The 23,643-nt window shown below is 62.4% G+C and carries 21 protein-coding genes and 1 riboswitch; of the genes, 11 read left to right on the plus strand and 10 right to left on the minus strand.

All coding sequences use genetic code 11. From position 1 onward, the window contains the following. Positions 1-28 precede the first annotated feature (28 nt). Positions 29-559, minus strand: coding sequence for a GNAT family N-acetyltransferase (locus tag IEW18_RS13865; RefSeq protein ID WP_188558462.1), 531 nt, complete (start codon positions 557-559; stop codon positions 29-31). Between the two features lie 118 nt (positions 560-677). Here IEW18_RS13865 and IEW18_RS13870 point away from each other — a divergent pair, with 118 nt between their 5' ends. Then, positions 678-2,804, plus strand: coding sequence for an alpha-ketoacid dehydrogenase subunit alpha/beta (locus IEW18_RS13870; RefSeq protein WP_188558463.1), 2,127 nt, complete (start codon positions 678-680; stop codon positions 2,802-2,804). 205 nt (positions 2,805-3,009) lie between these two features. Here IEW18_RS13870 and tamL read toward each other — a convergent pair whose 3' ends face one another. After that, positions 3,010-5,649 (minus strand): translocation and assembly module lipoprotein TamL, encoded by a 2,640-nt coding sequence (gene tamL, locus IEW18_RS13875; RefSeq protein ID WP_188558464.1) that lies wholly within the window; start codon positions 5,647-5,649, stop codon positions 3,010-3,012. Between tamL and IEW18_RS13880 the strand changes: the two genes are divergently transcribed. Further along, positions 5,640-6,392, plus strand: coding sequence for a TrmH family RNA methyltransferase (locus tag IEW18_RS13880; protein ID WP_188558465.1), 753 nt, complete (start codon positions 5,640-5,642; stop codon positions 6,390-6,392). The genes tamL and IEW18_RS13880 overlap by 10 nt on opposite strands. A 249-nt stretch (positions 6,393-6,641) precedes the next feature. On the opposite strand, the gene IEW18_RS13885 is transcribed toward IEW18_RS13880, so the two are convergent. The 7 genes from IEW18_RS13885 to IEW18_RS13915 all read right to left on the minus strand — a co-directional run bounded on the left by IEW18_RS13885 (position 6,642) and on the right by IEW18_RS13915 (position 12,577). Continuing rightward, complete coding sequence (locus tag IEW18_RS13885; protein WP_188558466.1) at positions 6,642-7,796, minus strand: outer membrane beta-barrel protein; 1,155 nt, start codon at positions 7,794-7,796, stop codon at positions 6,642-6,644. A gap of 26 nt (positions 7,797-7,822) precedes the next feature. Then, positions 7,823-8,632 carry a hypothetical protein gene (locus IEW18_RS13890; RefSeq protein WP_188558467.1) on the minus strand — a complete coding sequence of 270 codons (810 nt, stop codon included), beginning with the start codon at positions 8,630-8,632 and terminating at the stop codon, positions 7,823-7,825. Continuing rightward, positions 8,613-9,200 carry an RNA polymerase sigma factor gene (locus IEW18_RS13895; protein WP_188558468.1) on the minus strand — a complete coding sequence of 196 codons (588 nt, stop codon included), beginning with the start codon at positions 9,198-9,200 and terminating at the stop codon, positions 8,613-8,615. The genes IEW18_RS13890 and IEW18_RS13895 overlap by 20 nt, the downstream gene beginning before the upstream one ends. 277 nt (positions 9,201-9,477) lie before the next feature. Next, positions 9,478-9,837 (minus strand): CoA-binding protein, encoded by a 360-nt coding sequence (locus IEW18_RS13900; RefSeq protein WP_188558469.1) that lies wholly within the window; start codon positions 9,835-9,837, stop codon positions 9,478-9,480. Positions 9,838-9,988: 151 nt separating this feature from the next. Further along, complete coding sequence (locus IEW18_RS13905; protein WP_188558470.1) at positions 9,989-11,566, minus strand: NAD(P)/FAD-dependent oxidoreductase; 1,578 nt, start codon at positions 11,564-11,566, stop codon at positions 9,989-9,991. A gap of 148 nt (positions 11,567-11,714) precedes the next feature. Then, positions 11,715-12,032 (minus strand): hypothetical protein, encoded by a 318-nt coding sequence (locus IEW18_RS13910; RefSeq protein ID WP_188558471.1) that lies wholly within the window; start codon positions 12,030-12,032, stop codon positions 11,715-11,717. Between the two features lie 137 nt (positions 12,033-12,169). After that, positions 12,170-12,577, minus strand: a complete 408-nt coding sequence (locus tag IEW18_RS13915; RefSeq protein WP_188558472.1) for an acyl-CoA thioesterase — start codon at positions 12,575-12,577, stop codon at positions 12,170-12,172. Positions 12,578-12,763: 186 nt separating this feature from the next. Next, positions 12,764-12,976, minus strand: a riboswitch (cobalamin riboswitch). 98 nt (positions 12,977-13,074) lie between these two features. Here IEW18_RS13915 and IEW18_RS13920 point away from each other — a divergent pair. The 3 genes from IEW18_RS13920 to IEW18_RS13930 all read left to right on the plus strand — a co-directional run bounded on the left by IEW18_RS13920 (position 13,075) and on the right by IEW18_RS13930 (position 15,931). Continuing rightward, positions 13,075-14,388 (plus strand): MFS transporter, encoded by a 1,314-nt coding sequence (locus tag IEW18_RS13920; protein ID WP_188558473.1) that lies wholly within the window; start codon positions 13,075-13,077, stop codon positions 14,386-14,388. A 335-nt stretch (positions 14,389-14,723) separates the two neighbouring features. Then, positions 14,724-15,278 carry a DUF2911 domain-containing protein gene (locus IEW18_RS13925; RefSeq protein WP_188558474.1) on the plus strand — a complete coding sequence of 185 codons (555 nt, stop codon included), beginning with the start codon at positions 14,724-14,726 and terminating at the stop codon, positions 15,276-15,278. Between the two features lie 122 nt (positions 15,279-15,400). Continuing rightward, positions 15,401-15,931: a DUF2911 domain-containing protein gene (locus tag IEW18_RS13930; protein ID WP_188558475.1), complete on the plus strand. Its 531-nt coding sequence runs from the start codon at positions 15,401-15,403 to the stop codon at positions 15,929-15,931. 152 nt (positions 15,932-16,083) lie between these two features. Here IEW18_RS13930 and IEW18_RS13935 read toward each other — a convergent pair whose 3' ends face one another. After that, entirely contained in the window at positions 16,084-17,061 is a 978-nt protein-coding gene (locus IEW18_RS13935) for a tryptophan 2,3-dioxygenase family protein (RefSeq protein WP_188558476.1), read from the minus strand. A 403-nt stretch (positions 17,062-17,464) separates the two neighbouring features. On the opposite strand from IEW18_RS13935, the gene sdaAB reads away from it, so the two are divergent. The 6 genes from sdaAB to IEW18_RS13965 all read left to right on the plus strand — a co-directional run bounded on the left by sdaAB (position 17,465) and on the right by IEW18_RS13965 (position 23,597). Beyond that, positions 17,465-18,145, plus strand: coding sequence for an L-serine ammonia-lyase, iron-sulfur-dependent subunit beta (gene sdaAB, locus IEW18_RS13940; protein ID WP_188558477.1), 681 nt, complete (start codon positions 17,465-17,467; stop codon positions 18,143-18,145). Positions 18,146-18,301: 156 nt separating this feature from the next. After that, positions 18,302-19,810: a TolC family protein gene (locus IEW18_RS13945; RefSeq protein ID WP_188558478.1), complete on the plus strand. Its 1,509-nt coding sequence runs from the start codon at positions 18,302-18,304 to the stop codon at positions 19,808-19,810. 67 nt (positions 19,811-19,877) lie between these two features. Next, positions 19,878-21,296: an efflux RND transporter periplasmic adaptor subunit gene (locus IEW18_RS13950; RefSeq protein WP_188558479.1), complete on the plus strand. Its 1,419-nt coding sequence runs from the start codon at positions 19,878-19,880 to the stop codon at positions 21,294-21,296. A gap of 251 nt (positions 21,297-21,547) precedes the next feature. Continuing rightward, on the plus strand, positions 21,548-22,537 hold the full coding sequence (locus IEW18_RS13955; RefSeq protein ID WP_229728750.1) for an NAD(P)H-dependent glycerol-3-phosphate dehydrogenase: 990 nt from the start codon (positions 21,548-21,550) through the stop codon (positions 22,535-22,537). A 233-nt stretch (positions 22,538-22,770) separates the two neighbouring features. Continuing rightward, positions 22,771-23,166: a DUF4259 domain-containing protein gene (locus IEW18_RS13960; RefSeq protein WP_188558480.1), complete on the plus strand. Its 396-nt coding sequence runs from the start codon at positions 22,771-22,773 to the stop codon at positions 23,164-23,166. 2 nt (positions 23,167-23,168) lie between these two features. Next, on the plus strand, positions 23,169-23,597 hold the full coding sequence (locus tag IEW18_RS13965; RefSeq protein ID WP_188558481.1) for an EamA family transporter: 429 nt from the start codon (positions 23,169-23,171) through the stop codon (positions 23,595-23,597). The last annotated feature ends 46 nt before the right edge of the window (positions 23,598-23,643 follow it).

The raw sequence follows: 23,643 nt of genomic DNA on the forward strand, positions 1-23,643 counted from the left end.
AACGTGTGATAGTGCAGCAAAACTGCCTTTACTCCTCACCCAGCACCTTGCGCAGCAGCAGCAGTCCCAACTTCTGGCGGGGAATGCCAAAGCGGGTATCGGTGGGGAAGGCCGCCGTTTCGCCGGTGCGCCGGAAGCCGTGGCGCTCATACCAGGCCAGCAGCTCCGCCCGCACGGAAATCACCGAAATCAGGATGCCGGTGCAGCTCAGCTGCCGGGCGTGATTTTCAGCGGCGGCCAGCAGCAACTTACCCAGGCCCTGGGCTTGCTGCGCCGGCTCCACGAAAAGCATGCCCAGGTACAGGTCGGGCGACTGGTGTTGAAGGTAGACGCTGCCGAGCAATTCTCCTTCGGGGTTGCGGGCCAGCAGGAAGGTAGCGCCCGGCGCCCGCAGCAGCTCCCGCAAATCCTCAAGGTCGGTGCGTTGCCCGTCCAGCAGGTGGGCCTCGGTGGTCCAGCCCTGGCGGGAGGCCTCGCCGCGGTAGGCGCGGTTTACCAGCCGGAGCAGGTCGGGTAAGTCGGTTTCCGTGGCAGCAGTGAGGGTAGTAGAAGCGGGCATGCGACGAAGGTAAAGTGTGCGAGGTGAAAATGCTCAGGCTCACGAACTGAAACCCTGATAGAATTCTTCCTGCCACTTATTCATTGCGTAATTTCGCCGGCCAACCCACCCCCCATCCATGTTCTCGCCATCCGCCCCGACCCTGGAACCCGACTTCACAACTGCCCGTCCCGGCCGCGACACCCTGCGCCGGGCTTACCGCCTGATGCGCACGGCTGATGAGCTGGCCCGCCTCTACGAAGAAAATAAGGCCGTAACGGCCCGCTACGTGCACGCCACGGCCCGCGGCCACGAGGCCATTCAGCTGGCCGCTGCCTTCCACCTCACGCCCCACGACTACGCCGCGCCCTACTACCGCGACGACGCTCTGCTGCTGGGCCTGGGCCTGGAACCCTACGAGCTAATGCTCCAGCTCATGGCCAAGCGCGACGACCCTTTCTCGGGGGGGCGCACTTACTACAGTCACCCCTCCCTGCGCCGGGCCGGCGTGGCCACCATCCCGCACCAAAGCTCGGCCACCGGCATGCAGGCCATTCCGGCCACTGGTATGGCCCACGGCATCAAGTACTTGGAAGGGCAGGGGCTGCCCCCGGTGGGGTCCGGCTCGGCAGTGCCTACCCCCGCCATGCCGCCCGTGGTGCTGTGCTCCATCGGCGACGGGGCCATGACGGAGGGCGAGGTGGCCGAGGCCCTGCAGATGGCCGTATTGCACCAGTTGCCCATCATCTATCTGGTGCAGGACAACGACTGGGGTATTTCGGCCACCAGCCGGGAGATGCGCGCCATGGATGCCTACGAGTTTGCGGCCGGCTTCAAGGGCCTGCACCGCTTGCAGTTCGACGGGGCCGATTTCCTGGCCAGCTACGCCGGCATGCAGCAGGCCACCGACTACGTGCGGCAGCGGCGCGGGCCGGTGCTGGTGCACGCCAAATGCCCCCTGCTGGGCCACCACACCAGCGGCGTGCGCCGGGAGTGGTACCGCGGCGACAACCTCGCCCACCACACCCTCCAGGACCCGCTCCCGCGCTTTCACCAACAGCTGCTGGAGCTGGGCTTCGAAGAGGCTGACTTGCAGGAGCTGGGAGCCGAAGCCCGCGCGACCGTGCTGGCCGATTATGAGCGGGCCCTGGCCGCGCCCAACCCCGACCCCACTACCTTCGCCGACCACGAGTTTGCCCCGCCGGCCGTAACGGAGGAAACCGGCGAGCGGAGCCCCGCCGGCGCCGACAAAGCCCTGATGGTGGATGCGGCCCTGCACGCAGTAGATGACATTCTGCGCGAGTTTCCCGAGGCCTTGTTCTACGGCCAGGACGTGGGCGGCGAGTTGGGCGGCGTATTCCGCGAAGCGGCCCTGCTGGCCAAAAAGTACGGCGACGCCCGCGTGTTCAATACGCCCATTCAGGAAGCCTACATTGTGGGCAGCACCGCCGGCATGAGCGCCGTGGGAGCCAAGGCCATTGTTGAAATTCAGTTTGCTGACTACATCTGGCCCGGCCTGAACCAGCTGGTGGAAGAGCTAAGCAAGTCCTGTTACCTCTCCAACGGCAAGTTTCCGGTGCAAAGCCTGATTCGGGTGCCGGTAGGGGCCTACGGTGGGGGCGGGCCCTACCACTCGGGCTCCGTGGAAAGTACCCTGCTCACTATCCGGGGCATTAAGGTGGTCTACCCCAGCAACGCCGCCGATATGAAGGGGCTGCTGCGCGCCGCCTTCCTCGACCCCAACCCTGTCGTGCTGCTGGAGCATAAAGGTCTGTACTGGAGCAAGGTACCCGGCACCGAGGACGCCAAAACCGGGGAGCCCGCCGCGGGCTATGCTATTCCCCTGGGGAAAGCCGCCGTCGCTCAGGAAGCAGATGCTACCAAGCTGCGCAACGGCGAAACCTGCGTGGTTATCACCTATGGCATGGGCGTGCACTGGGCCAAAACGGCCAGCAAGCAGCATCCCGGCCAGGTGGAAGTGCTGGACCTACGCACCCTGAACCCCCTTGATTGGGAGGCGGTGCAAGCTGCCGTGCGCCGCCACGGTAAGGCGCTGGTGCTTACCGAGGAGCCTTTGCTGAACTCGTTTGCTGAAAGCTTGGCCGGCCGAATCCAGCGCCACTGCTTCCAGCAACTCGACGCCCCTGTCTTCACCCTCGGCGCGGCCAACCTGCCGGCTATTGCCCTGAATGTGGAGCTCGAAAAGCAAATGCTACCCAACCCCGACAAAGTAGCTGCCGCCCTGAGCGAGCTGCTAGAGTATTAGGTGAAGAGGTGAAGAAGTGAGTGGATGATTAAGTGAGGTGAAAAAGCTTGTCATCCTGAGTTAAGCGAAGGAGCTTACCACGCTAGGAGAGCCGTAACAACGACTCATTCTTGCGTGATAAGCTCCTTTTCGCTTAACTCAGGATAACGGGCTTTTGATGTGGGTATGGTGGCTTTCGTTTGCTCACTTAACCACCAACGTACTGCTAGAAGGGGTAGCCGATGCCCAGGTTAAAGGCAGTTTGGTCCTCGGCCAGGCTGAACTTGCGGATGGCCCACTTGCTGCCGGGCGCGGTCGGGTCGTAAACTTTCGTGGCCACGTCCAGGCGCAGGATCAGGAAGGTGAAATCGAAGCGGAAGCCAATGCCGGAGCCCACGGCAAACTGCTGGTAGAACTCGTTGAACCTAAACTGCGCCCCCGGCCGCGGGTCCTGGCGAATAGCCCAGACATTGCCGAAATCAGTGAACAGTGCCCCCCGGATAAAACTGTAGAGAGGAAAGCGATACTCTACGTTGCCTTCCAACAGCAACTCACCAGGCTGTTCCAAGTTGTAGTCGCGCACCCGCTGTCCATTCACTTCCAGAAATTTGGTTGGATCTTTCGGGTCGAGCTTATACTGGGTGGAGGAGCCCGGGCCTAGGCGGCGTGGTTTCCAGGCCCGCACGCTGGAGCTACCACCCGCAAACAGGTACTTGTCGTAGGGAATCAGGTATGCGGTTTCGTCGCCTACCGTCGCCCCGCCTTCATCCCGGGTTACAATGCGGGTGGAGGTTAGCGCCGTCGCGGCGCCGGCCGCCAGGCGATACACGAAGTAGGAGTTCGGGCCTAGCTTATAGTAGCGGCGATAATCAGCCGTGAACTTGGCGAAGTCGTAGGTTTTCAGCCGGTTGGCCTTGGGGTTGTCCTGGTTATTGATCAGCGGCTGCTTCTGGTAGAGGCTGCGCGTGAGGCCGCCCAACTCTCCAAACAGGCGCAGGTAGTATCCGTCGCGGGTTTGGTTGAAATCGTTGGAGTTGTAGAGGGAGGTAGCGTTGAAGCTGGGAATGAACAGGTTATCGAAGCTGCGGTACAGCGGGGAACCCTGCTGAATCAGCAAGTTTTGCAGAATGGTAGCAAACTGCTCGTTCACGTCGGCGGTGCGGATGATGCTCACGTCAACCGGGGTAAGCACGAACTGGTGAAACGCCGAGCGCTGCCAGATGTAGTCAAACGTGCCCTCGGCGTTGGTGCGCGTGTACTCCGGGCGGTACACGTAGGTGTAGGTAGCGTTGAAGCGAGTGCGCGGGTTGTACTGGCTCAGGAAGCGGTTGGCTCGCCACGGCACCAGAAACTGCGGCAGCACCAGGTTCACGTTGGCCCCCAGCTGGGTAGTCAGCACGCTTTGCCGGTCGGTTACATCCTCAATCGGGCCGGTTAGGCTGTACTGGCCTTCGAAGCCCGCCCGCAGGCCAAATTCCAAAATCTCGGCCCCGCCAAACACGTTGCGCACCTTGAGGCGCACGTTGCCAAACGGCCCGATCCGCTCGGCCACGGAGGTAGCCCCGAACTCCGACGTTTCCTGAAATTTCTTGGCCGGCGAGGCATTAACGGTGGCATCGAGCAGGCCCCGCGCCGAGTCGGCCGGGGCCTCCGGGCCCCGTACCCGCCGGTAGGTCACGGTGCTGAAACGGAACATATCCAGGCCCGAGAGCTGGCGCTGGGTAAGCTGGGTGTTGCTCAGGCTGTAGGCGTCGCCGGGGCGCACGGCCAGCTTCAGGTCCAGGGCCTTGGTGTTGAACTTGTGCTTGTAGGCCAGGTAGTACACCGAGTCGCGAATGATGGTGTCGCGCTGCTGGCCGAAGCGCACCAGGCCCGCATCGGTAACCACGTTTACCTGCCGCACCGTGTAGAGGCGGTGCTGCTCCCCGCGGGTAGGCTTGGCGACCATGGTGCGCAGGCGCACGGTGGTAGGGGCAAAGCTGGTGTCAGCCTCCAGGGTAATGTACTGCTGGCGAAAATCATAGAAGCCCTGGTTTTTCAGCAGATTTTCCAAGCGGCTGCGCTCGGCCCCGATCTGCTCCTCGTCGTACTGGTCGCCTACCCGCAGCAGGCTCTGGGGCTGGCTCAGCAGCACGCGCCGGGAAATGGCCGTGTCGGCAATATCGTAGTCGAGCTGGGAGTAGTGGAAGGCGGGTCCCTCGTGGATGCGGTAGGTAACCGTCACGCGCTGGGAATCGGCGTGAAACGGGGAGCGGAGGGTGAAAATGCGCAGGGGCGAGAACATCCGGGTGGGCACCGTATCGGTGGCCGAAACCGAGCTGCGGAAAAAACCCTTCGACTTAAGATAAATGCCAAGCTGGTCGACGGAGGTAGCCGTCAGCGACGAGTCGTAGATAACCGGGGGCTCGCCCAGGCGCATAACGGCGTTGCCCTTGTCCAGGGCCAGCTGGTGGCGGCGGGTGTGCCGCTCGCGCTTGGTGAGCAGCTTGCCCACCTCAGCCGAGTCGGTGCCGGCGGCCTTAATCAGCTGGTCGTAGTGGGTGCGGTCTTCCTGGAGCTTGCGCTGGATGCGCTCGGCGTTATAAAATGAGCGGCCTAGCTGGTAGATGGCTACCTTTGGCAGCGGAAACGTACTGTTGGGCTTTTGCTGCACCAGGGTTTGCAGCCGCTCAGCATCGGCCTTTTCCGTGCCTTCTACCTTCACGCGGCTCAGCAGGCGCTGGCCGGGCGTAAGCAGGCGCAGGGGCGAGCAGCCGCTTACCCCGCCGGCCACCAGCAGGCTGCCCAGCGCCAGGCGCGTGAAGTTTTTTCCTGACAAGAGCCCCCACCCGGAGGGCCGACCGTTAATCTGCGAATATGATTTCAAAAGCAGTAGCGAAATACGTGCACGCGCTGCACCTGAAGAAGTACCGACTCCGGCACGGCGCCTTCCTGGTAGAAGGCGGCAAAAGCGTACGGGAGCTGCTAAGTTCCGGGATTCTAACGGAACGGCTCATGGTTACGTCGGAATTCGCTGAGAAAATCCGGCCGGAAATTCCGGCCGGCCTACCCGTCGACGTTGTTTCGGAAGAGGAGCTGACCCGCCTGGGTACGCTCAGTACCAACACGACGGCCCTGGCCGTGGCCCGCTTACCCTCGGAAAAGCCCCTGCAACCCACTGCCGGGCAGCTCTTCCTGGCCCTGGACGAAGTGCGCGACCCCGGCAACGTGGGCACTCTCATCCGGCTGGCCGACTGGTACGGGCTGGCCGGCGTCGTCTGCTCCGAAACCTGCGCCGACCCCTGGGCGCCCAAAACCGTGTCGGCTACCATGGGCTCCTTTACCCGCGTGCCCGTCTGGCAGCGCGAGCTGCCCGCCTGGCTTGGCAGCCTCCCATCCGAACTACCCGTCTACGGGGCTGATTTGCACGGCGACAATGTGCACCGCCTCACCTTGCAGCCCACCGGCGTGCTGGTGATGGGCAGTGAAAGCCACGGCCTCACGCCCCCCGTCGAAGCCTGCCTGACCCAGCGCCTGCACATTCCCGGCCGCGGCCAGGCCGAAAGCCTCAACGTAGCCGTATCAGCCGCCATCCTGCTGGATAACTTCTACCGGCACGTGGTGAAATAGTGAGATGGTGAATTGGTGAGCTGCTGTTCAGGCGTACGTGTTATTGCCGGGTCGCAGGACATTCCGCGTACCAAGCGGCGTCAATCCGTCACGTGCAACAGTTAACCCCCTCCAAAATAATGAGCCCTTACTTCCAGCTCGGAAGTAAGGGCTCATTACTTGTTTTAAGTTTGGTAAATGAGAGAGGAATGAGTGGTCTTGCGTCCTGGCAATGACATTCACCATCTCACCATCCCACTATTTCACCATTTACTGCAGCAGAGAGACGCCGAAGCTCAGGGTTTGGGCCTGGGGGCCGCGGTTGTTTTTGAACGTCTCGTTGAGGTGGTACTTGGCGAAGAGGTCGATGCGGCGGATGCCGATGGTGCCCTGCAAGCCGTACTGGAAGTCGGCCAGGTTGTAGGAGCCGCGGTCCTTGTCTTTCTTGGTGTTGCCGTTGTCTTCGTACTTGATTTTGGTGTGGGAGCCCAGGCGGTAGCCCATAAACCCGCCGGCCCCAATGCGGAAGGCGTCGCGGCCTTTTTTGTTTTTAAAGTCCAGCACGGCCATCAGCGGCAGGTTGATGCTGGAAACGGCCAGCTTGCTTTTCTGCAGCTCCCGGTCGGGGTTGTTAGCGTCCGTGGCCACAACGGTACGGCTCCCCGCTTCTACAAACTGCAGGTTCTTATCGAGCATGTAATTATTGAAGGCCAATTCGGGACCCGTCAGCAGGTGCAGCGGAGAGCCTTTCTTACCCACCCGAATGTCGTAGTGCCAGTTCAAGCTCAGGTAGCGGGAACCGATGGGGCGCAGGTCGAAATCTTGGCCCCCTGCTGGCGTTTCGCGGTTTACCAGCGTGTTCAGGCCCAGGTCGATGTTGAAGTTGCTGTGCACGGCGCGGTTGGCGCGCTCTTCCTGCCGGGCTTTGCGCTGCGCATTGTGGATGGAGTCGGAGGTAGGAGAAGAACCCACCCGCACCGAAACGTGGTCATTACCGCCATCGGTGCTTTCGTCCACCGTCACACCAAACACGCGGCCCAGGGTAACGTCCACGTGGTCGGCCGATTTGGTTTTGCTACCCGCCCCTTGGTTGCGCACCGTAATCCGGATTTGCTCGGGTACTTGCTTGCCGGGTTGCTCCTTGGCAGGGTAAAACTCCAGGGTCACCTGCTCCGCTTTGGAGTTCTTGCCGGCGGCTTCGGCCTGGGTGATGTAGGCGTCGAGCAGCACAATCAGGGAGTCCAGCTTGTACTGACGCATCTGCCGGAGCTGGGCCTTGTCCTTGACGTAAAGCGTCATCGTGGACTGGTTAGGCAGCTTTACCAGAATGGTGTCGTCGTTGCCGGGGCGGCTGGCGGCCCGGGAGGTGCTGGCCGTGGTCAGCGTCAGCAGCAAAAAGGCGAGGAGAGCAAAAAAGCGTTTCATGAGACAAGGCGCGAAAAGCGGGAGAGTTACAGTTGGATAGTCTTGGTAAGCGTGTGGCCCGCCACCCGGGCCTGCACCGTCACCGTTTCAGGGAGCCCGGCATCAGTCAGGCTGACCCGCTCGCCCTTCACGGCGTTGCGGGCCTGCCGGAGCAGGGAAGTCAGGCGGGGCCGATGGGTAGGCGCGGCGGCTACAGCCGGGGCGGGCGCCGCCGGCCGCACTTCCACTTCAATGGGGCCCGTGAGGGCCACGGTGGCCGCGGGTAAGGTGGTGGGCCGGTCCAGTTCCGGGTCAGCCGTAGGCTCGGGGAGCTTCGGGCGGCTCGGGGTAGGGGCCGGCGCATCCGCCAGGGCCAGCTGCCGGACGGCGGCCGGAGTAGAAGCGCGGGGCCGGGCGGGCCGGCGACTCGCAGCAGCGGGGTCTGGTTGTACACCCCGAGACCGGGCTTGCTGGGAGGGAGTTGCAGTGGCCACTACAACGGCGGGCGTATTGGCCGAGGCTTCTGAGGGGCTAGATGAGGAAGCGAGGGGAGCGGTTGCCTGAGAAAAGGAATTATTTTCCGGATGTTCAGGGGTAGCAGCACGAGCTGGCCGGGGCGCGGTGGCAGCCAGCTGCGGGCCACCGGGTCGGCCGGGGTTACTCCCCGTCAGCACCCACCAGGAGGCCCCGCCCAGCAGGGTGAGCAGGGCTACCGCGGCGGCAGCCAGCCACAGCACGGGGCGCTTGCGGCGGGGCTGAATCTCGGCCTCAATTTCGGCCCAGACGAAAGCGGGCGGGGTGGGGGCATGGCCCGCCAGCCGCTCGCGAAACAGCTTATCAATATCTTCCGACTGCATACAATTCTTTCGGTGAGGAGGTGGAGGCGGCCGGTTGGGCTTGCGCGTTGGCTACCGCGAGGCGGCGCTGGAGCATGGCCCGGGCCTTGCTGAGCTGCGATTTACTGGTGCCCTCCGAAATACCGAGCAGCTCGCCGATTTCGGGGTGGGTGTAGCCCTCCAGGGCGTACAGGTTAAAGACGGTACGGTAGCCGGCGGGCAGCTCGGCTAGCAAGGCCAGCATATCGTCGGCGTTGAGGCGGCTTTCGGCTTCGGCGGGGGTAGTGGGCGTGTCGTAGGTCAGGTCGTCGATGGCCAGGTGCAGGGGTTCCTTGCGCCGTAGCATCCCGAGGGCCTCGTTCACGACGATGCGCCGGATCCAGCCCTCAAACGAGCCCTCGTGCCGGTACTGATCCAGGGCCCGGAACACCTTGGTGAACCCCACAATCAGGGCTTCCTCGGCATCTTCGCGCCGCCGCAGGTAGCGCAGGCACACAGACAGCATCAGCCCCGAAAACCGCTCGTAGAGCAGCTTCTGGGCCCGACTGCTGCCTTGGCGGCAGGCGGCTATGAGGTCGGCATCAGTCACGGAAGAAGGCGTAAAGTTCGGATCAGAGCGGGGCGTTTAAGGGGCTAGATGAGGACCGGAAGGTAGGGGTTGCCTGAGAAGGAGAAAAATATGCGTACTGACGGCGTTAAAGGCTAAAAGTGCTGATAATCAGCTGGAAAACGTGTCGAATTCAGCCCGCTGTCAACCCTTGGAATCAGTCAGGTTAGCTAAGATCGGCAAAAAGCCGGCTGCCGCATAAGAAAGCCCCGGTACCGAGGGTACCAGGGCTTGAGAAACACCATTAGGGTGGGGCGACTTAGTAATTGCCTACGCTCAGCATTACCAAGGTGCAGGCTTCTTCCGTGCGGATGCCGCGCTGCTGGGCCAGTTCTTCCAGCTCCGGATTTTCGGTACCGGGGTTGAAGATGATGCGCTTCGGATTCAGGTCCAGGATGTAGTCGTACCAGCCGGGCTGATTTTGGGGCCCCACGTAGAGCGTGACCGTATCAACGGCTTCGGCTGCGGGCCGGTCGGTTTGAATATCCAGGCCGGCCACCTGGCCCTTGCGGATGCCGACGGGCACTACCTCGTGGCCGTGGCTTTTGAGTTGGTGAACGGCGCGGTAAGCGTAGCGGGCGGGGTTATCGGTGGCCCCGAGAACAAGGGTCTTTTTCATAAGCAGAAATGTTTGTCATTCAGCGTACGGGGCACGCAGGCAGCAACAAAGAACCTTTGCCGGGAAGCGTTGCTGGCTAAGGGCTGAGCTTCTTCGTGGCTGGCAGCGTCCTGCGCCAAACGACGGAAAAGTAGTTTTCCCCTTATAACGATTATTTCGCGCCGATGGCTGCAAACGCCGCCTCAGCGCACCGCTCCCCGTCCATGGCGGCCGAGACGATGCCGCCGGCATAGCCCGCGCCTTCCCCGCACGGGAAAAGGCCGCGCACCTGGGGGTGCTCCAGCGTATCCCGGTCGCGGGGGATGCGCACCGGGGAGGAGGTGCGGCTTTCCACGCCTACAATCTGGGCCAGGTTGGTGGCGTAGCCCGGAATTTTGCGCCCGAAGTTCTGGAAGCCCTGGCGCAGGCGCTCGGCCAGCGCCGGCCCGAGCACCTGATCCATGGGCACCGACACGAGGCCGGGCTGGTAGCTGGTTTCCAGCAGCTCCGGCGACACTTTGCTTTTCAGAAAGTCGCCGAGGCGTTGGGCCGGGGCCAGCTGAGTATTGCCGGCCAGGCGGCAGGCCCGCTGCTCAATTTCCTGCTGAAACCGCAGGCCCGCCAGGGCCCCGTGCCGGCGCACGTCCATGTCTTCCAGCTCCACGGCCGCCACAATGCCCGAGTTGGCAAAGCGCGAGTCGCGGCGGCTGGGGCTCATGCCATTCACCACTACCTCGCCGGGCGAGGTAGCGGCCGGCACAATAAAGCCGCCGGGACACATGCAAAAGGAAAACACGCCCCGCTGCTGGTTTTTCCACTGGGTTTGGTGCACCAGCGCGTAGGAAGCGGCCGGCAGCACGCCCCGGTCCTGGCGGCGGTACTGGGCCTGGTCGATGAGGGCCTGGGGGTGCTCTACCCGTACGCCCAGGGCAAAGGGCTTAGCCTCAATCAGTACGCCGCGGCGGTGTAGCAGCTCATAGATGTCGCGGGCCGAGTGGCCGGTGGCCAGGATGACGGCGTCAGCTTCCAGGGCTTGGCCCGTAGCCGTGACTACCCCGCGCAAGTGGTTGTTTTCCAGGAGTAAGTCATCGACCCGGGTATCGAAGTGCACCTCGCCACCGGCCTGGCGCACACTCTCGCGCAGGGCCGCCACTACGGAGGGCAGCTTGTTGGTGCCGATGTGGGGGTGAGCATCCACCAGAATGTCGGGGGTAGCGCCGTGCTGCACCAGCAGGCGCAAAATGCGCTGAATGTCGCCGCGCTTGGTGGAGCGGGTGTACAGCTTGCCGTCGGAGTAGGTGCCGGCCCCACCTTCGCCAAAGCAGTAGTTGGAATCGGGGTTAACGACGTGCTCCTTGTTTAGGGCCGCCAGGTCGCGGCGGCGGGTACGCACGTCCTTGCCCCGCTCCACCACAATGGGCCGGATACCCAGCTCAATGGCGCGCAGGGCGGCAAACAGCCCGGCCGGACCCGCCCCCACAATCAGTACGGAGCGGCGGGCTCGGCTTACATCCGGATACTGAAACCAGGGCCCGAACAGGTCCGCAGGCGGGGGCGTCTGGTAGATGTCGGCGCGCAGGCGCACCAGGGGCTGGCGGCCGCGCGCATCAATGGAACGCTTGCGCAGGTGCACAAAATCGGCCTGACCGGGTACCAGGCCCGCGGCATCGAGCAGGGCGCGGTAGCGGGCCAGCTCGTCGTAGGCTACCTCCGGTGGAAGTAGCAGCTCAATTTCTTGTTTATCAGTCATGTGCAAGGTGAAAGGGAGTTAGCCTTTGAACCAGTGAAAGGGGTAAGAGCGGCAAAGATACGCAGCTAAAAACAGCCTCAGGCCCTGCGGAGTCCATTTTGGTTCCGCAGGGCCTGAGGCTGCTTGTTGGGGCGGCTCGTGGTAGCGCCTAGTGCCCGGCGCCGGACGGCGGAGTGCTTTGCAGGCGGGGCCAAAATTTTTCCATAGCCTCGTTGAACAGGGTGAGGGCTTGCGTACGCACTTCCCCGGAGGGGTGGCGCAGCAGTTGGCCAAGTAGGTGACGGTACATTTCCGTCGTGACCTCCAGTCCTTTGGCGCTTACTAGGCCGTGGTGGAGAAGGTCGCAGTTAGCGGCCACAGAGTTTGCCATAGAGTCAGTTAGTTCTTCGCGGGCCAGGTCCGCTTCCCGAAACGACTGTTCCAGGCGAGAATTCATTTCAGGAGTGTAGTGTAGGTCGGGTGCCATATCAACGTGATAGGGAGAGAGGCCTGTTTAACCTTGGCCGCGCGCAGAAAGGTTCAGGTGGCTCTGGGAAAAGTCCTGCCTTGAAACGTAACCGTCATACAACTAGTTTATTGGCACCCCGAAAAATATCTATTTACCTATACTGCCGCTTCAGTGGCCCCCAGAATGCGTACGGGCCGTTTGTGCTCATCAATGGCCACAAACGTGAACAGCCCGGACACGGCCCGGTGGCGCTCCTCGGAGTACATCTGCTCCACGAACAGCTCCACGCGCACCTTCAGGCTGGTGTTGCCCACGTGCTCGACGCGCCCAATGAGCTCGACCAGGGTGCCGCCGGGAATGGGATGAGTGAAATCGACTTTATCGGAGGACACGGTTACCATTTTGAGGCGGCTGAACCGGGTGGCCGTGATAAAGGCTACCTCGTCCATGAGGTGCAGGGTAGTGCCCCCGAACAGGGTGTCGTAGTGGTTGGTGGTGTTGGGAAATACGGCCTTGAAAATGCGCGTTTCGGCGCGGCTGATTTTTTCTTCGAGTGGTAACATGGCACGCGGGGGAGTAAGTGAAAAAGGGGAGAAGAAGCGCTCTGGCCGCTTTTCCGGGCCCTTGTTTCACTTGGCTACCTTCGCCGGATTACCACGCCCGGCCCCCGGGCAGGAAGCCCACGCCTCCTGCCCACCGGCCCACACGCAGCAGCACCCGACAAGGGTCCTCAAGTCGCGAAGGAGCCTTATCAACATAAGCGGCGGGCAGGTCTCCTGACTTGTACCCTGCTTCCCGCCCTTCTCACCCGCGGCCTAGGCCCGGGCAATGGATTACGTGAGAAACAGTTGCCGCGGGGCGGCCGGCACTTACAGTAGCGCGTCTGTCCGGGAGTTGCACCCAGTTCCCTTTTCATGCCTACCCCTTGGCCGGGGCCAACAACCTGCCGCTCGTCTGACTGGAAATACCGCCAAAGAACGAAGCGGCAAAGGTAGCAGAACCGCCGGCTTCCCGGCACTTCCGCTATTTTGCGCGCCTTCCTGGTTTTCTGCCCGTTTCTATGTCCCAGCTTCCGCCGCCCGCTGCCCCGCGCACCATGGCTTCCCGCGTCCGCTCCATCTTCAGCGGCTCGGTGGGCAACCTGGTGGAGTGGTACGATTGGTACGTGTACTCCGCCTTCGCCCTGTATTTTGCCCCGGCTTTCTTTCCCCAAGGCAACCTGACGTCCCAGCTGCTCAACTCGGCGGCCATTTTTGCGGTGGGGTTTCTGATGCGCCCGCTCGGGGGCTGGCTGATGGGGGTATACGCCGACCGCGCCGGCCGCAAAGCCGCCCTGCTGGCCTCGGTGCTGCTCATGTGCGGGGGCTCCCTGCTGATTGCCCTTACGCCTGCCTACGGCCAGATTGGGGTAGCGGCGCCGGTGCTGCTGGTGGTGGCCCGGCTGCTGCAGGGCCTGAGCGTGGGCGGGGAGTATGGCACTTCGGCTACGTACCTAAGCGAAATGGCCGACCAGCGCAACCGGGGCTTTTTTTCCAGCTTTCAATACGTAACTCTGATTGCCGGCCAGTTGCTGGCCTTGCTGGTGCAGTTAGGATTGCAGCAGTGGCTTACCCCGGCGGAAATGTACGCCTGGGGCTGGCGGGTGCCGTTTGCCCTGGGAGCCGTGGCGGCCCTGGTGGCCCTGTACCTGCGCCGCAGCATGGAAGAAACCGATGCCTTCACCCGGCAAACCACCCCGGCCACCGGCCCGCCCCAGCGGCCCAGCCAACTCCGGGTGCTGCTCCAGCACCCCCGCGAAATCTTGACGGTAGTGGGCCTGACCCTGGGCGGCACGGTGGTCTTTTACACCTTCACTACCTACGTGCAGAAGTTTCTGGTGAATACCACCGGCTTTACCAAGGACCAGGCCACGCTGGTTTCCTTCGGGGCCCTGGGGGTAGCCATGCTGCTGCAGCCCCTGCTGGGCGCCATCTCCGACCGGGTGGGGCGGCGGCCGGTGCTGCTCTTTTTTGGGGTGGGAGCTACCCTGCTGACCGTGCCCTTGCTCACGGCCCTGGGCCGCGCCAACGGGCCCGGTATGGCCTTCGGGCTGCTGCTCGTGGCCCTGGTAATTGTAAGCGGCTATACCTCCATTAATGCGGTGGTGAAAGCCGAGCTGTTTCCCACCGAAATTCGGGCCCTGGGCGTGGGGCTGCCCTACGCCCTGACGGTGGCCATCTTCGGGGGCTCCGCCGAATACATTGCCCTGCTGGCCAAAGACCACGGCGTGGAGCAGTGGTTTTACTGGTACGTAACCGGGTGCGCGGCCTTCTCGCTGCTGGTGTACCTGCGCATGCCCGACACCCGCACTACCTCCCGCATGCGGGAAGAATAGCCTACCGAATCCGGGGAGTGTATGGGTCAGCTCCCTGTTGCCGGCCCAGAGCAGGTGCAGCACGTAGGTACCCGCCGTGTGCGAGCTGAAGTTGCCAGGGTAAACTCACCGACACGAGCGAGATACTTGGCGGCGCGCGCCAAGGCGTTGTTTTTCCAACTAACGAGTTTCTCCTGTCCCCGCAGCCGAAGCCGGCCGGGGCTACCCTGTGGGGTGGGCAAGAAACCCGTCAGTTCAAGTTGAGGTATAATTATTGCTCTGTGCCGCCTGGCCCGGCCTTTTGCTGTCCCACCGCAGGGGCCGCGCTGGTTTTCCCTACTCTGTTCCGCTTGTTCATGTCCCACGCTTATCCGCCCGTGCGGTTGTATTTCCGGCTGACGCTGCTACTACTGGTAGGAGCTGCGGCTTGTTCTCCCAAGAAAAATCCCGAAGAAAAACCCCGCCGGCCCAGCCCGCCGGCCACCGTGACGGCTACTACGGGTAACGCCACGTTTGTCATCAGCTACAGCCGCCCCTCCGCCAAAGAGCGCAAAGTGTTTGGGGGCCTGGTGCCCTACGGCCAGGTGTGGCGCACCGGGGCCAACGAGGCCACCACGTTCAGCGTGAACCAGCCGGTGCTGGTGCAAGGCCAGCCCTTACCGGCGGGCAAGTATGCCCTGTTCACCATTCCGGGCGAAAAGGAGTGGACCGTTATTTTCAATCAGAACGCTACCCAGTGGGGCGCCTACGAGTACGATGCCGCCCAGGACGTACTCCGGGTCAAGGCCCGGCCCGAGCCCGCGGCCCGGTCGGTGGAGCAATTCCTGATTACGGCCAACCAAGCCGGGCAGGTAACGCTGGCCTGGGAGGATACGCAGGTCCGCTTCGCGGTCCGCGGAGCTAGCCAGTAACGAATGCGTGGCTTGGTAAGAAATTGATTTTCAGCAGGTGTAGGGATAAGAAATTGCCCAATACTGCTATTTTCGCTGGCCAGTTGTTCTGGTGTCTGTACCCACCTTTATTTCCTGTCCATATGAAAGACCTGAATGCCCGTTTGCTGCTGGCCCTGAGCTGGCTGTGTCTGCTGCTGCTGGCTTCCCCGGCCTTCGCCCAGAAACCCGCCGAGGACAAATCCAAGCGCCCGAGCCCACCCGCTACCGTTACTGGCCCCACTTTCACCATCGACTACAGCCGCCCGTCATTGAAGGGGCGGAAGGCATTCGGGGGGCAGTTGGCGCCTTACGGGCAGGTATGGCGCACGGGCGCCAACGAGGCTACCACCTTCGAGGCCAAGCAAGCCGTAACCATTAACGGCCAGCCCCTGCCGGCCGGCAAATACGCCCTGTTTACCATCCCCGGGGAGCAGGAGTGGACCATCATCTTCAACAAAACCGCCAATCAGTGGGGCTCCTTCAAGTATAACGCCGCCCAGGATGCGCTGCGGGTGAAAGTAAAGCCCACCAAAACGCCTGCCCCGGTGGAGCAGTTCACCATTTCCGCCGACAACGCCGGGGTGGTAAGCCTGGCCTGGGAAAACGCGCAGGCCAGCTTTACGGTGAAGTAACAGGCTGGCTGCAGCAACGCCACCAACAAGAGGCGCCGCATTACGCGGCGCCTCTTGTTTTTGAGCATGAATGGAAATAGCCGAAATCTGCGGGAACGTGGCCGGGCAGTTACGCGCGAAGCGCGCGAATAGGTAAGGGGAAGCGGGTTCCGTTACTCGCTGCCCAGCACGCTTTCTACCCAGCCTTTGCCCCAGTCGGCTAATTCTTGCTCGGTCCAGAGCTGGGGGTAGAAGATGCGGCGCTGAAACTTGGGCGGCAGGTACTGCTTCCAGTTGGTGCCGCCGGTAGCGGCAATGGCGTCGGGACGGCGCTCCAGGTAGCGCACCGCTGATTTGTAGTGCATCAGGGGCCAGTTCACGTTCACGCACACATCCAGCTGCTTGAGCTGGCGCAGCAGGCGCGGGTGCTGCTGGCCGGTAGGACCCGGGGGCAGACGCTGGACTACGGCCCACACGTTGCGGCCTTCGAAATGACGGGAGTGTTCCAGCAGCTTGTCGGCGTACTTTTTCTCGAACTCGATGAGGGTAAGGGCTTTGGCTCCGGTTTCCACCACCGTAGCGCCCGATTTCCAGTAAATGCAGCCCATCAGCTCGTCGTGGGCCGCGGCCGAGCCCAGCAGGCGGCGGCGCTCCTCGGGCACCAGGTTGCTCAGGGAAGTGCTGGCCAGCTCAATCATGCGGTATTGCACGCTCTGGAAGCCCGAGGCCGGCATCAGGGCCATCCGAAACTCCAGGAACTGCTGCTTGTCCATGCCGTCGACCATCACATCAAACGAGTCGATCAGGTTTTCAAAGTAGCGGTTGATGCGCCCTACCCGCAGCACGATTTCCTCCACGGTAGGTTGCTGCAAGTTGCCCAGCTGCTCGTACTCGCAGAGGCAGAGCTGGAAGTAGAGCTCCGTAATCTGGTGGTAGATGATAAAAATCCGCTCGTCGGGGATGTTGGTCAGGGGGCGCTGCAAGCTCAGCAGGGCATCCAGCTGAATATAGTCCCAGTAGCCGAGGTAGCGGGTATGGTAGAGGCCTTCGAGGTAGGCGGCCAGGTCCTGGTCGTCGGCGGCGTAGCGCTCCTGCAAGCGGCGCAGCTGGGCCAGCACGGCCGGTGAGAATTCTGATTCCGGAGAGGTCATGGGAAGGGGCGGAGGGAAAGGGTGGTAGTGGGTGCTACGCTGCAAAGATGGGGGAAATGGTGATGAGGTGATGAGTGAAAGGTGATGGGGTAATGAGGTGATGAGGTGATGAGGTGAATCGTGACAGGTATTAGGAGAGTAGGAATGGGTACTAGGTAAAAAGCACGTCATCCTGAGCGCAGTGGAGGAACTTCTCCCGGCAGCACGCGTCGTTGGCTCAGCCATATGTTACGGCGCCAGATGTTCCGGCGTAGCAAAATCCTTCGCTACACTCAGGATGACGTGCTTTTTACTTGGTACCCATTCCTACCCTCTTAGTGCCTGTCACGATTCACCTCTCACTTCTTACCTCATCACCCCATCACCTCATCACCAATTTCCCCCCATCTTCTACCTTTACGCAATGGCAGAGAAATCCAGTATTTTCGACATGATTGGGCCCGTGATGATTGGGCCCAGCTCCTCTCACACGGCCGGGGTAGTGCGCATCGCGCGGGCGGCCATCCGCATTCTGGGCAGCACGCCCACTCACGCCACCATCACGTTCTATAACTCCTTTGCCCGCACCTACGAGGGCCACGGTTCCGACCGCGCCATTGTGGCCGGGCTGCTGGGCATGCCCACCGACGACGTGCGCATCCGCGAGGCCTTCGACCACGCCAAGGAAGCCGGGCTGCAGTACACCTTCCAGGGCGTGGGCAACGCCTCCACCATGCACCCGAACACCATCCGGCTGCAGCTGCGCGATGAGCGCACGGGGCAGGCCGTGGAGGTTATTGGCCAGAGTCGGGGTGGGGGCGTGATTCGGATTGTGGAGGTAGATGGCTTTCCGGCCGACTTCTCGGCTTCCCTGCACACGCTCATTATTGATGCCGACGACGTGCCCGGCTCCATTGCCTTCATTGCTTCCGTTATTGCCCACGACGAGTGCAACATTGCCACCATGTTCGTCTCGCGCAAGGGCAAAAACGACGCGGCCCGGCAGTTCATTGAAGTAGACTCCGGCCTGCGCCCCATTACCCTGGACTACCTGCGGCAGTTGCGCTGGGTGCACCGCGTCACGTATATTCCCACCATCGACTAACGGCCAAAACTGCCCGGTTAACCGCCCACGTTGCCCGGTTGGTTGATTTACCGCTGCACTGCTCCGGTCAGATCAATACCTTTGGTGGCCCCGGCCACCGGGGCGGCTGGCCCCGCCGCCTTGGCCGCCAGTCATCAGCTCTACACTCCTGATTTTATGAAGCGTTTTTACTGGCTGTTGATGAGTATGTCGGCGGGTATGCTGACGAGCCCGGTGCTGGCCCAAACGACGCCCACCCAACCCCCGGCCGGTGCGCTTTCGCCGGCCGCGCCCACCGGCCCCTGGAGCCTGCAACGGGCCATCGACTACGCCCTGCAAAACAACCTCACGGTGCGCCAGCAGCAGCTTACCTCCACGCTGCAGAACGCTACCCTGCGCCAAAGCCAGGCGGCCCTGCTGCCCACGGCTAACCTGTCCGGTACTCAGGCCTGGAACTACGGCACCGGCCTCGACCCGCTCACCAACGACTTCGTCAGCCAGACGATTCGCTCCAACAACTTCTCGGCCAACACGCAGGTAACCTTGTTTGCGGGCTTTCAGCTGCGCAACACCGTGAAGCGCAATGCCCTGGACTCCGAAGCCAGCCTGCTCGACATTGAGAAGTCGCGCAATGACTTGTCCTTGAACGTGGCTTCGGCGTTTCTGCAGCTGGTGCTGGCCGAGGAGCTGGTGCGCACCAACGAGGTGCGCGTCAGCAGCACCCAGGCCCAGGTAGAGCGCACCCAAAAACTGCTTAAAGCCGGCGCCATTCCGGAAAGTAACTTGCTGGATATTCAGGCCCAGCTAGCCAGCGACGAGCTGAACGTCATTACGGCCCAAAACCAGCGCGACCTGGCCCGCCTCTCGCTCACGCAGCTGCTAAACCTGCCCTCGCCCACGGGCTTCCAGATTGACGTGCCGCCCCTGGCCGACCCCGACGAGGAGCCCCTGCTCAGCGCCGACCCGGACGGCACCTACCAGACGGCCCAGAGCCTGCTGCCCGAAGTGAAAGCCGCCGACCTGCGCGTGCGCTCCGCCCAGCGCAGCCTCGATATTGCCCGCGGCGCCTACTACCCTCGCTTGGGCTTCGGGGCCGGCATATTCACCGGTTTCTCCTCCTCGCGGCTGGCGCGGGTGTTTAACGGCGACTCAACGGAGGCCGTAGCGGTGCCCGTGTTTCAGCCCGGCGTGGGCGGGCAGCCCGTACCTTCCCAGTACTTTCTGCTCCAGCCCAAGCAGGCCATTCCGGAGCTGCTGCCCTCCAGCTTCAGCAGCCAAGTGAAGGACAACTTGGGTAAGAGCCTGCAGTTTCAGCTGCAAATCCCCATTCTCAACGGGCTGCAAACCCGCACGGGCGTGCAGCGGGCTCAAATCAACATTCAGCAGCAGGAGCTGCGTGCCGAGCAAACGCGCCTGCAGCTGCGCCAGAGCATTCAGCAGTCCTACGCCGATGCCATTGCCGCCCAGCGCCGCTACCTCTCCGCCCGCCGCCAGGTGGAGGCCCTGACCACGGCCTACCGCAACGCCGAAATTCGCTTTAACAACGGCCTGCTCAACGGTACCGAATTCAACATCGCCAAAAACAACCTGACGGCCGCCGAGTCGACGATGATTCAGGCCAAGTACGAGTTTATCTTCCGCCGCAAGGTGCTTGACTTCTACCAGGGCCGCCCCATCAGCTTGTAGCCGCGCCGCGTCCGTTCCGCTTCCCCCAATCACTGACTCCTCGTTCCTAAGATCCTACGCCGTTAACATGAAAAAAAACCGCACCCTGTTCATCCTACTCGCCGTGCTGGCCGTGCTGGTCGTGGGCTTGTTGGTAGCCAAAAAGCAGGGCCTGATTGGCAAGCCTGCTGGTACGGAGGTGCTGGCGGCCAAGGCCGCGCCGGCTACCATTGTGGAGAAGGTAAGTGCCTCGGGCAAGGTTCAGCCCGAAACCGAGGTGAAGATTTCGCCCGACGTATCCGGGGAAATAACCGAGTTGTACGTGGCCGAAGGCGACTCCGTGAAGAAAGGCCAGCTCTTGCTGCGCATTCGCCCCGACAACTACGAGGCCATGGTCAACCAGCAGAGCGCCGTGGTTGGGAGTCAGCGCGCCAACGTGGGCCAGACCCAGGCCCGGCTGCAGCAACTCATGGCCAGTGCCCGCCAAACGGAGCTGACGTTCCGCCGCAACGCCTCCCTCTACAAGCAAAAGGTGATTTCGCAGGCCGACTACGAGGCCAGCAAAGCCGCCTATGAGGCTTCCCAGGAGGAAATCAACTCGGCCCGCCAGAGCATCCGGGCGGCCCAGAGCAACGTGCGTAGCGCCCAGGCCAGCCTGGAGGAAGCCCGCAAAAACCTCAACAAAACCACTATTTACGCTCCCGTGAGCGGTACTGTCAGCAAGCTCAACGTGAAAAAGGGCGAGCGGGTAGTGGGTACTACCCAAATGGCGGGCACCGAAATCATGCGCATTGCCAACCTTAACAACATGGAGGTGCGGGTGAGCGTGAACGAAAACGACATCATCAACGTGGACCTGGGCGACTCCGTGGACGTGGAGGTAGACAGCTACGCCAACCAGGACCAGAAATTCCGCGGGCTGGTGACGGCCATTGCCAACACGGCCAAGGATGCCCTCACGGCCGAGGCCGTGACGGAGTTTGAGGTGCGCATCCGGCTGCTGCCCGAGTCGTACCGCCAGCTGCAGCGCACGGTAAAGGGCCACACCATCGTCCCGTTCCGGCCCGGCATGACGGCCTCCGTCGACATCATTACCAACCGCAAAGCCAACGTGCTGAGCGTGCCGCTGGCCGCCGTAACTACCCGCTCGGACAGCACCCAGGCCAACAGCCCCACCAAGGAGGGCGCCCCGGTAGTGCGCGTGGGCCGCGGGGCCTCGGGCGGGGGCGCTACCCCGGCTCCGGCCGCGGGCGCCAAAGCGGAAGTGCAGGAGGTAGTGTTCCTGATTCGGAATGGTAAGGCGGTGATGACGCCCGTAAAAACCGGCATCAGCGACTTTCAGAACATGGAAATAGTAAGCGGCATCCAGGCCGGCGACCAGGTAGTGAGCGGACCCTTCCGGGCCGTTTCCAAAACCCTCAAGGATGGCGCGGCAGTAGTTATCAAGGATGCCAAATCCTTGGACAAAGCCGCCCTGAAGGAAGATGCTCCCGAGGACGAGGAATAAGTGCGCCCTTGGTTACCCGCTCAGGTTGAGCCCGTAAGGCCCTGTGAGAGGCTCCCGCCGCCACCCGCGGCGGGAGCCTCTCGTTTTTTTTGGCTAAGATTGACGTATCGGTGAGATGGTGAGATGGTGAAATAGTGAGTTGCTGTTCAGCCCGCGCAAACGGCGCCAACAGAACCTTAAACTCACCACTTCACCAGTTCACCATCTCACCAGTTTACCACTGCTACCACCACCTCACCACTTTCCCACCCTTGGAAAAAATAGCCATGCTTGGCGGCGGCTCCTGGGCCACCGCGCTGACCAAAATTCTCGCTGAAAATGGCAGCCGCGTCCACTGGTGGATGCGCAGCAAGGACGACGTGCAGCACCTGCTGCGCACCCGCCACAACCCCCGCTACCTTTCCTCGGTGGCCCATGATCTGGACCGGGTATTTCCCACCAACGACCTGGAAGCGGCCGTGCGCGAAGCCGATTGGCTGGTGCTGGCCGTGCCCGCCGCCTTCGTGCAAAGCACCCTGGACAAGCTGGACCGCGACGCCCTGCAACACAAGCGCATCATTTCGGCCATTAAGGGCATGATTCCGGGCAAAAACGTGCTGGTGACGGATTACGTGGCTGAGCGTTTCCGGCTGCCGCACACCCGGCTGGGGGTAGTGGCCGGCCCCTGCCACGCCGAGGAAGTGGCCCTGGAAAAGCAAAGCTACCTGACCATTGGCTCGCCCGATGCGGAGCTGGGCGAGGACTTCAGCCGCATGCTGCGCAACCGCTACGTGAAGGCCAACCCCGCCCAGGACCTGGACGGCATTGAGTACTGCGCCGTCATGAAAAACATCATTGCCCTGACCTGCGGTATTGCCCACGGCCTGGGCTACGGCGACAATTTTCAGGCCGTGCTGGTGAGCAACGCCGTGCAGGAAATCCGCCGGTTTGTGCACGCGCTCAACCCCCAACCCCGCGACCTGTCGGCCTCCGCCTACCTCGGCGACCTGCTCGTGACGGCCTATTCGCAGTTTTCGCGCAACCGCACCTTTGGCAACATGGTCGGCCGGGGCTACTCCGTCAAATCAGCCCAGATGGAAATGAACATGGTGGCCGAGGGCTACTACGCCGTCAAAAGCATCTACGAAATGAACCGCAAGCTGCAGGTAAACATGCCCATCACCTCAGCCGCCTACCACGTGCTCTACGAGAAGATTTCGCCCGCTATTGAGGTAGAGCTGCTCAAGGAGAAGTTCAAGTAACCTGGGCGCTGCACCCGCCAGTGGCTTTTTCTTCCTTGCCGAGTGCCTGTGAAGGAGAAAATGCTGTAGTGGACCCAAAACCTGGCGTGGAGCCTGGCTGCCGCCCATAAAAACGACTACCGCTGGGTAGGCGCCAAACGCGCCCGGTGGAGAACCGTAGAGAAAGGCCTGGAGCCAGTTCCTGCTTTGTTCGCGGCCCACTCATAAAAACCACCTACTAATTACCTGACCATATGGCCACCTGGGACTACCACAATTTTGATAATGATGCCGCGGCCGACCTGGCCGAGGAGTTCCGCCGCAACCCCAACGAAGCCCTGCTCTACGAGGTGCTGGCCACGGCCGCCGAAGCCGAGGAAGTGCTGGACGAGGAGGAAGGCAGCCAGGCCCTGGCCGCGGCCGAAATTGTGGCCGCCATACACGGGCACCCGGGCGCCGATTTCCTGCCGGGCCTGACCTTGGCCGTCAATGGTATGGATGCGGACGAGGAACTGGCCGAACTGGCCCAGCAGGCCGTGGAAACCGTGCTGAAAAGCTCTGCGCTGCAGGCGCGCTGGGCCAGTTCGGCGGATGCGGCCAACTGGCAGCAACTACAGCAGGATCTGCTGGCCCGGCTAACTGCCGAGTAAGCATGCCCTGGCTTGTGCTGGCCCTGCTCACGGCCTTGTGCCTGGCCGGCTACAACTTCTTTATCAAACTGGCCGCCGACCACGTTTCCGCCGCCGCGGGCGCCGTTATTCTGCAATTGGTAGCGGCTAGTCTGGGCGGTCTGTGGCTGGTGTGGCTGCATCTAAAAGGGCAGCCCCTGGAGGTAACGGCCAAAGGCGCCGGACTGGCCCTGCTGGCCGGGCTGGGGGTAGGGCTGGCCGAAATCCTGACCTTCGTAGTATTTAGCCGCGGCGTACCCTCCTCAGTGGGCACGCCCGTAATCGTGGGCGGCTCCGTGCTGCTGACGGCGGTGCTGGGCCTGGTGGTGCTGCGCGAAACCCTATCCTGGTCGCAGGCCCTCGGGCTGGTTAGCATTGTGGTAGGCATTGCCCTGCTGGCCCGCGGGCACTAAGGTTGCCACAAGCCTAAAAACGCCGCCGGCCCGCCGAGTATTCAGC

This window comes from Hymenobacter glacieicola (genome assembly GCF_014640315.1).
Classification (GTDB): Bacteria; Bacteroidota; Bacteroidia; order Cytophagales; family Hymenobacteraceae; genus Hymenobacter; species Hymenobacter glacieicola.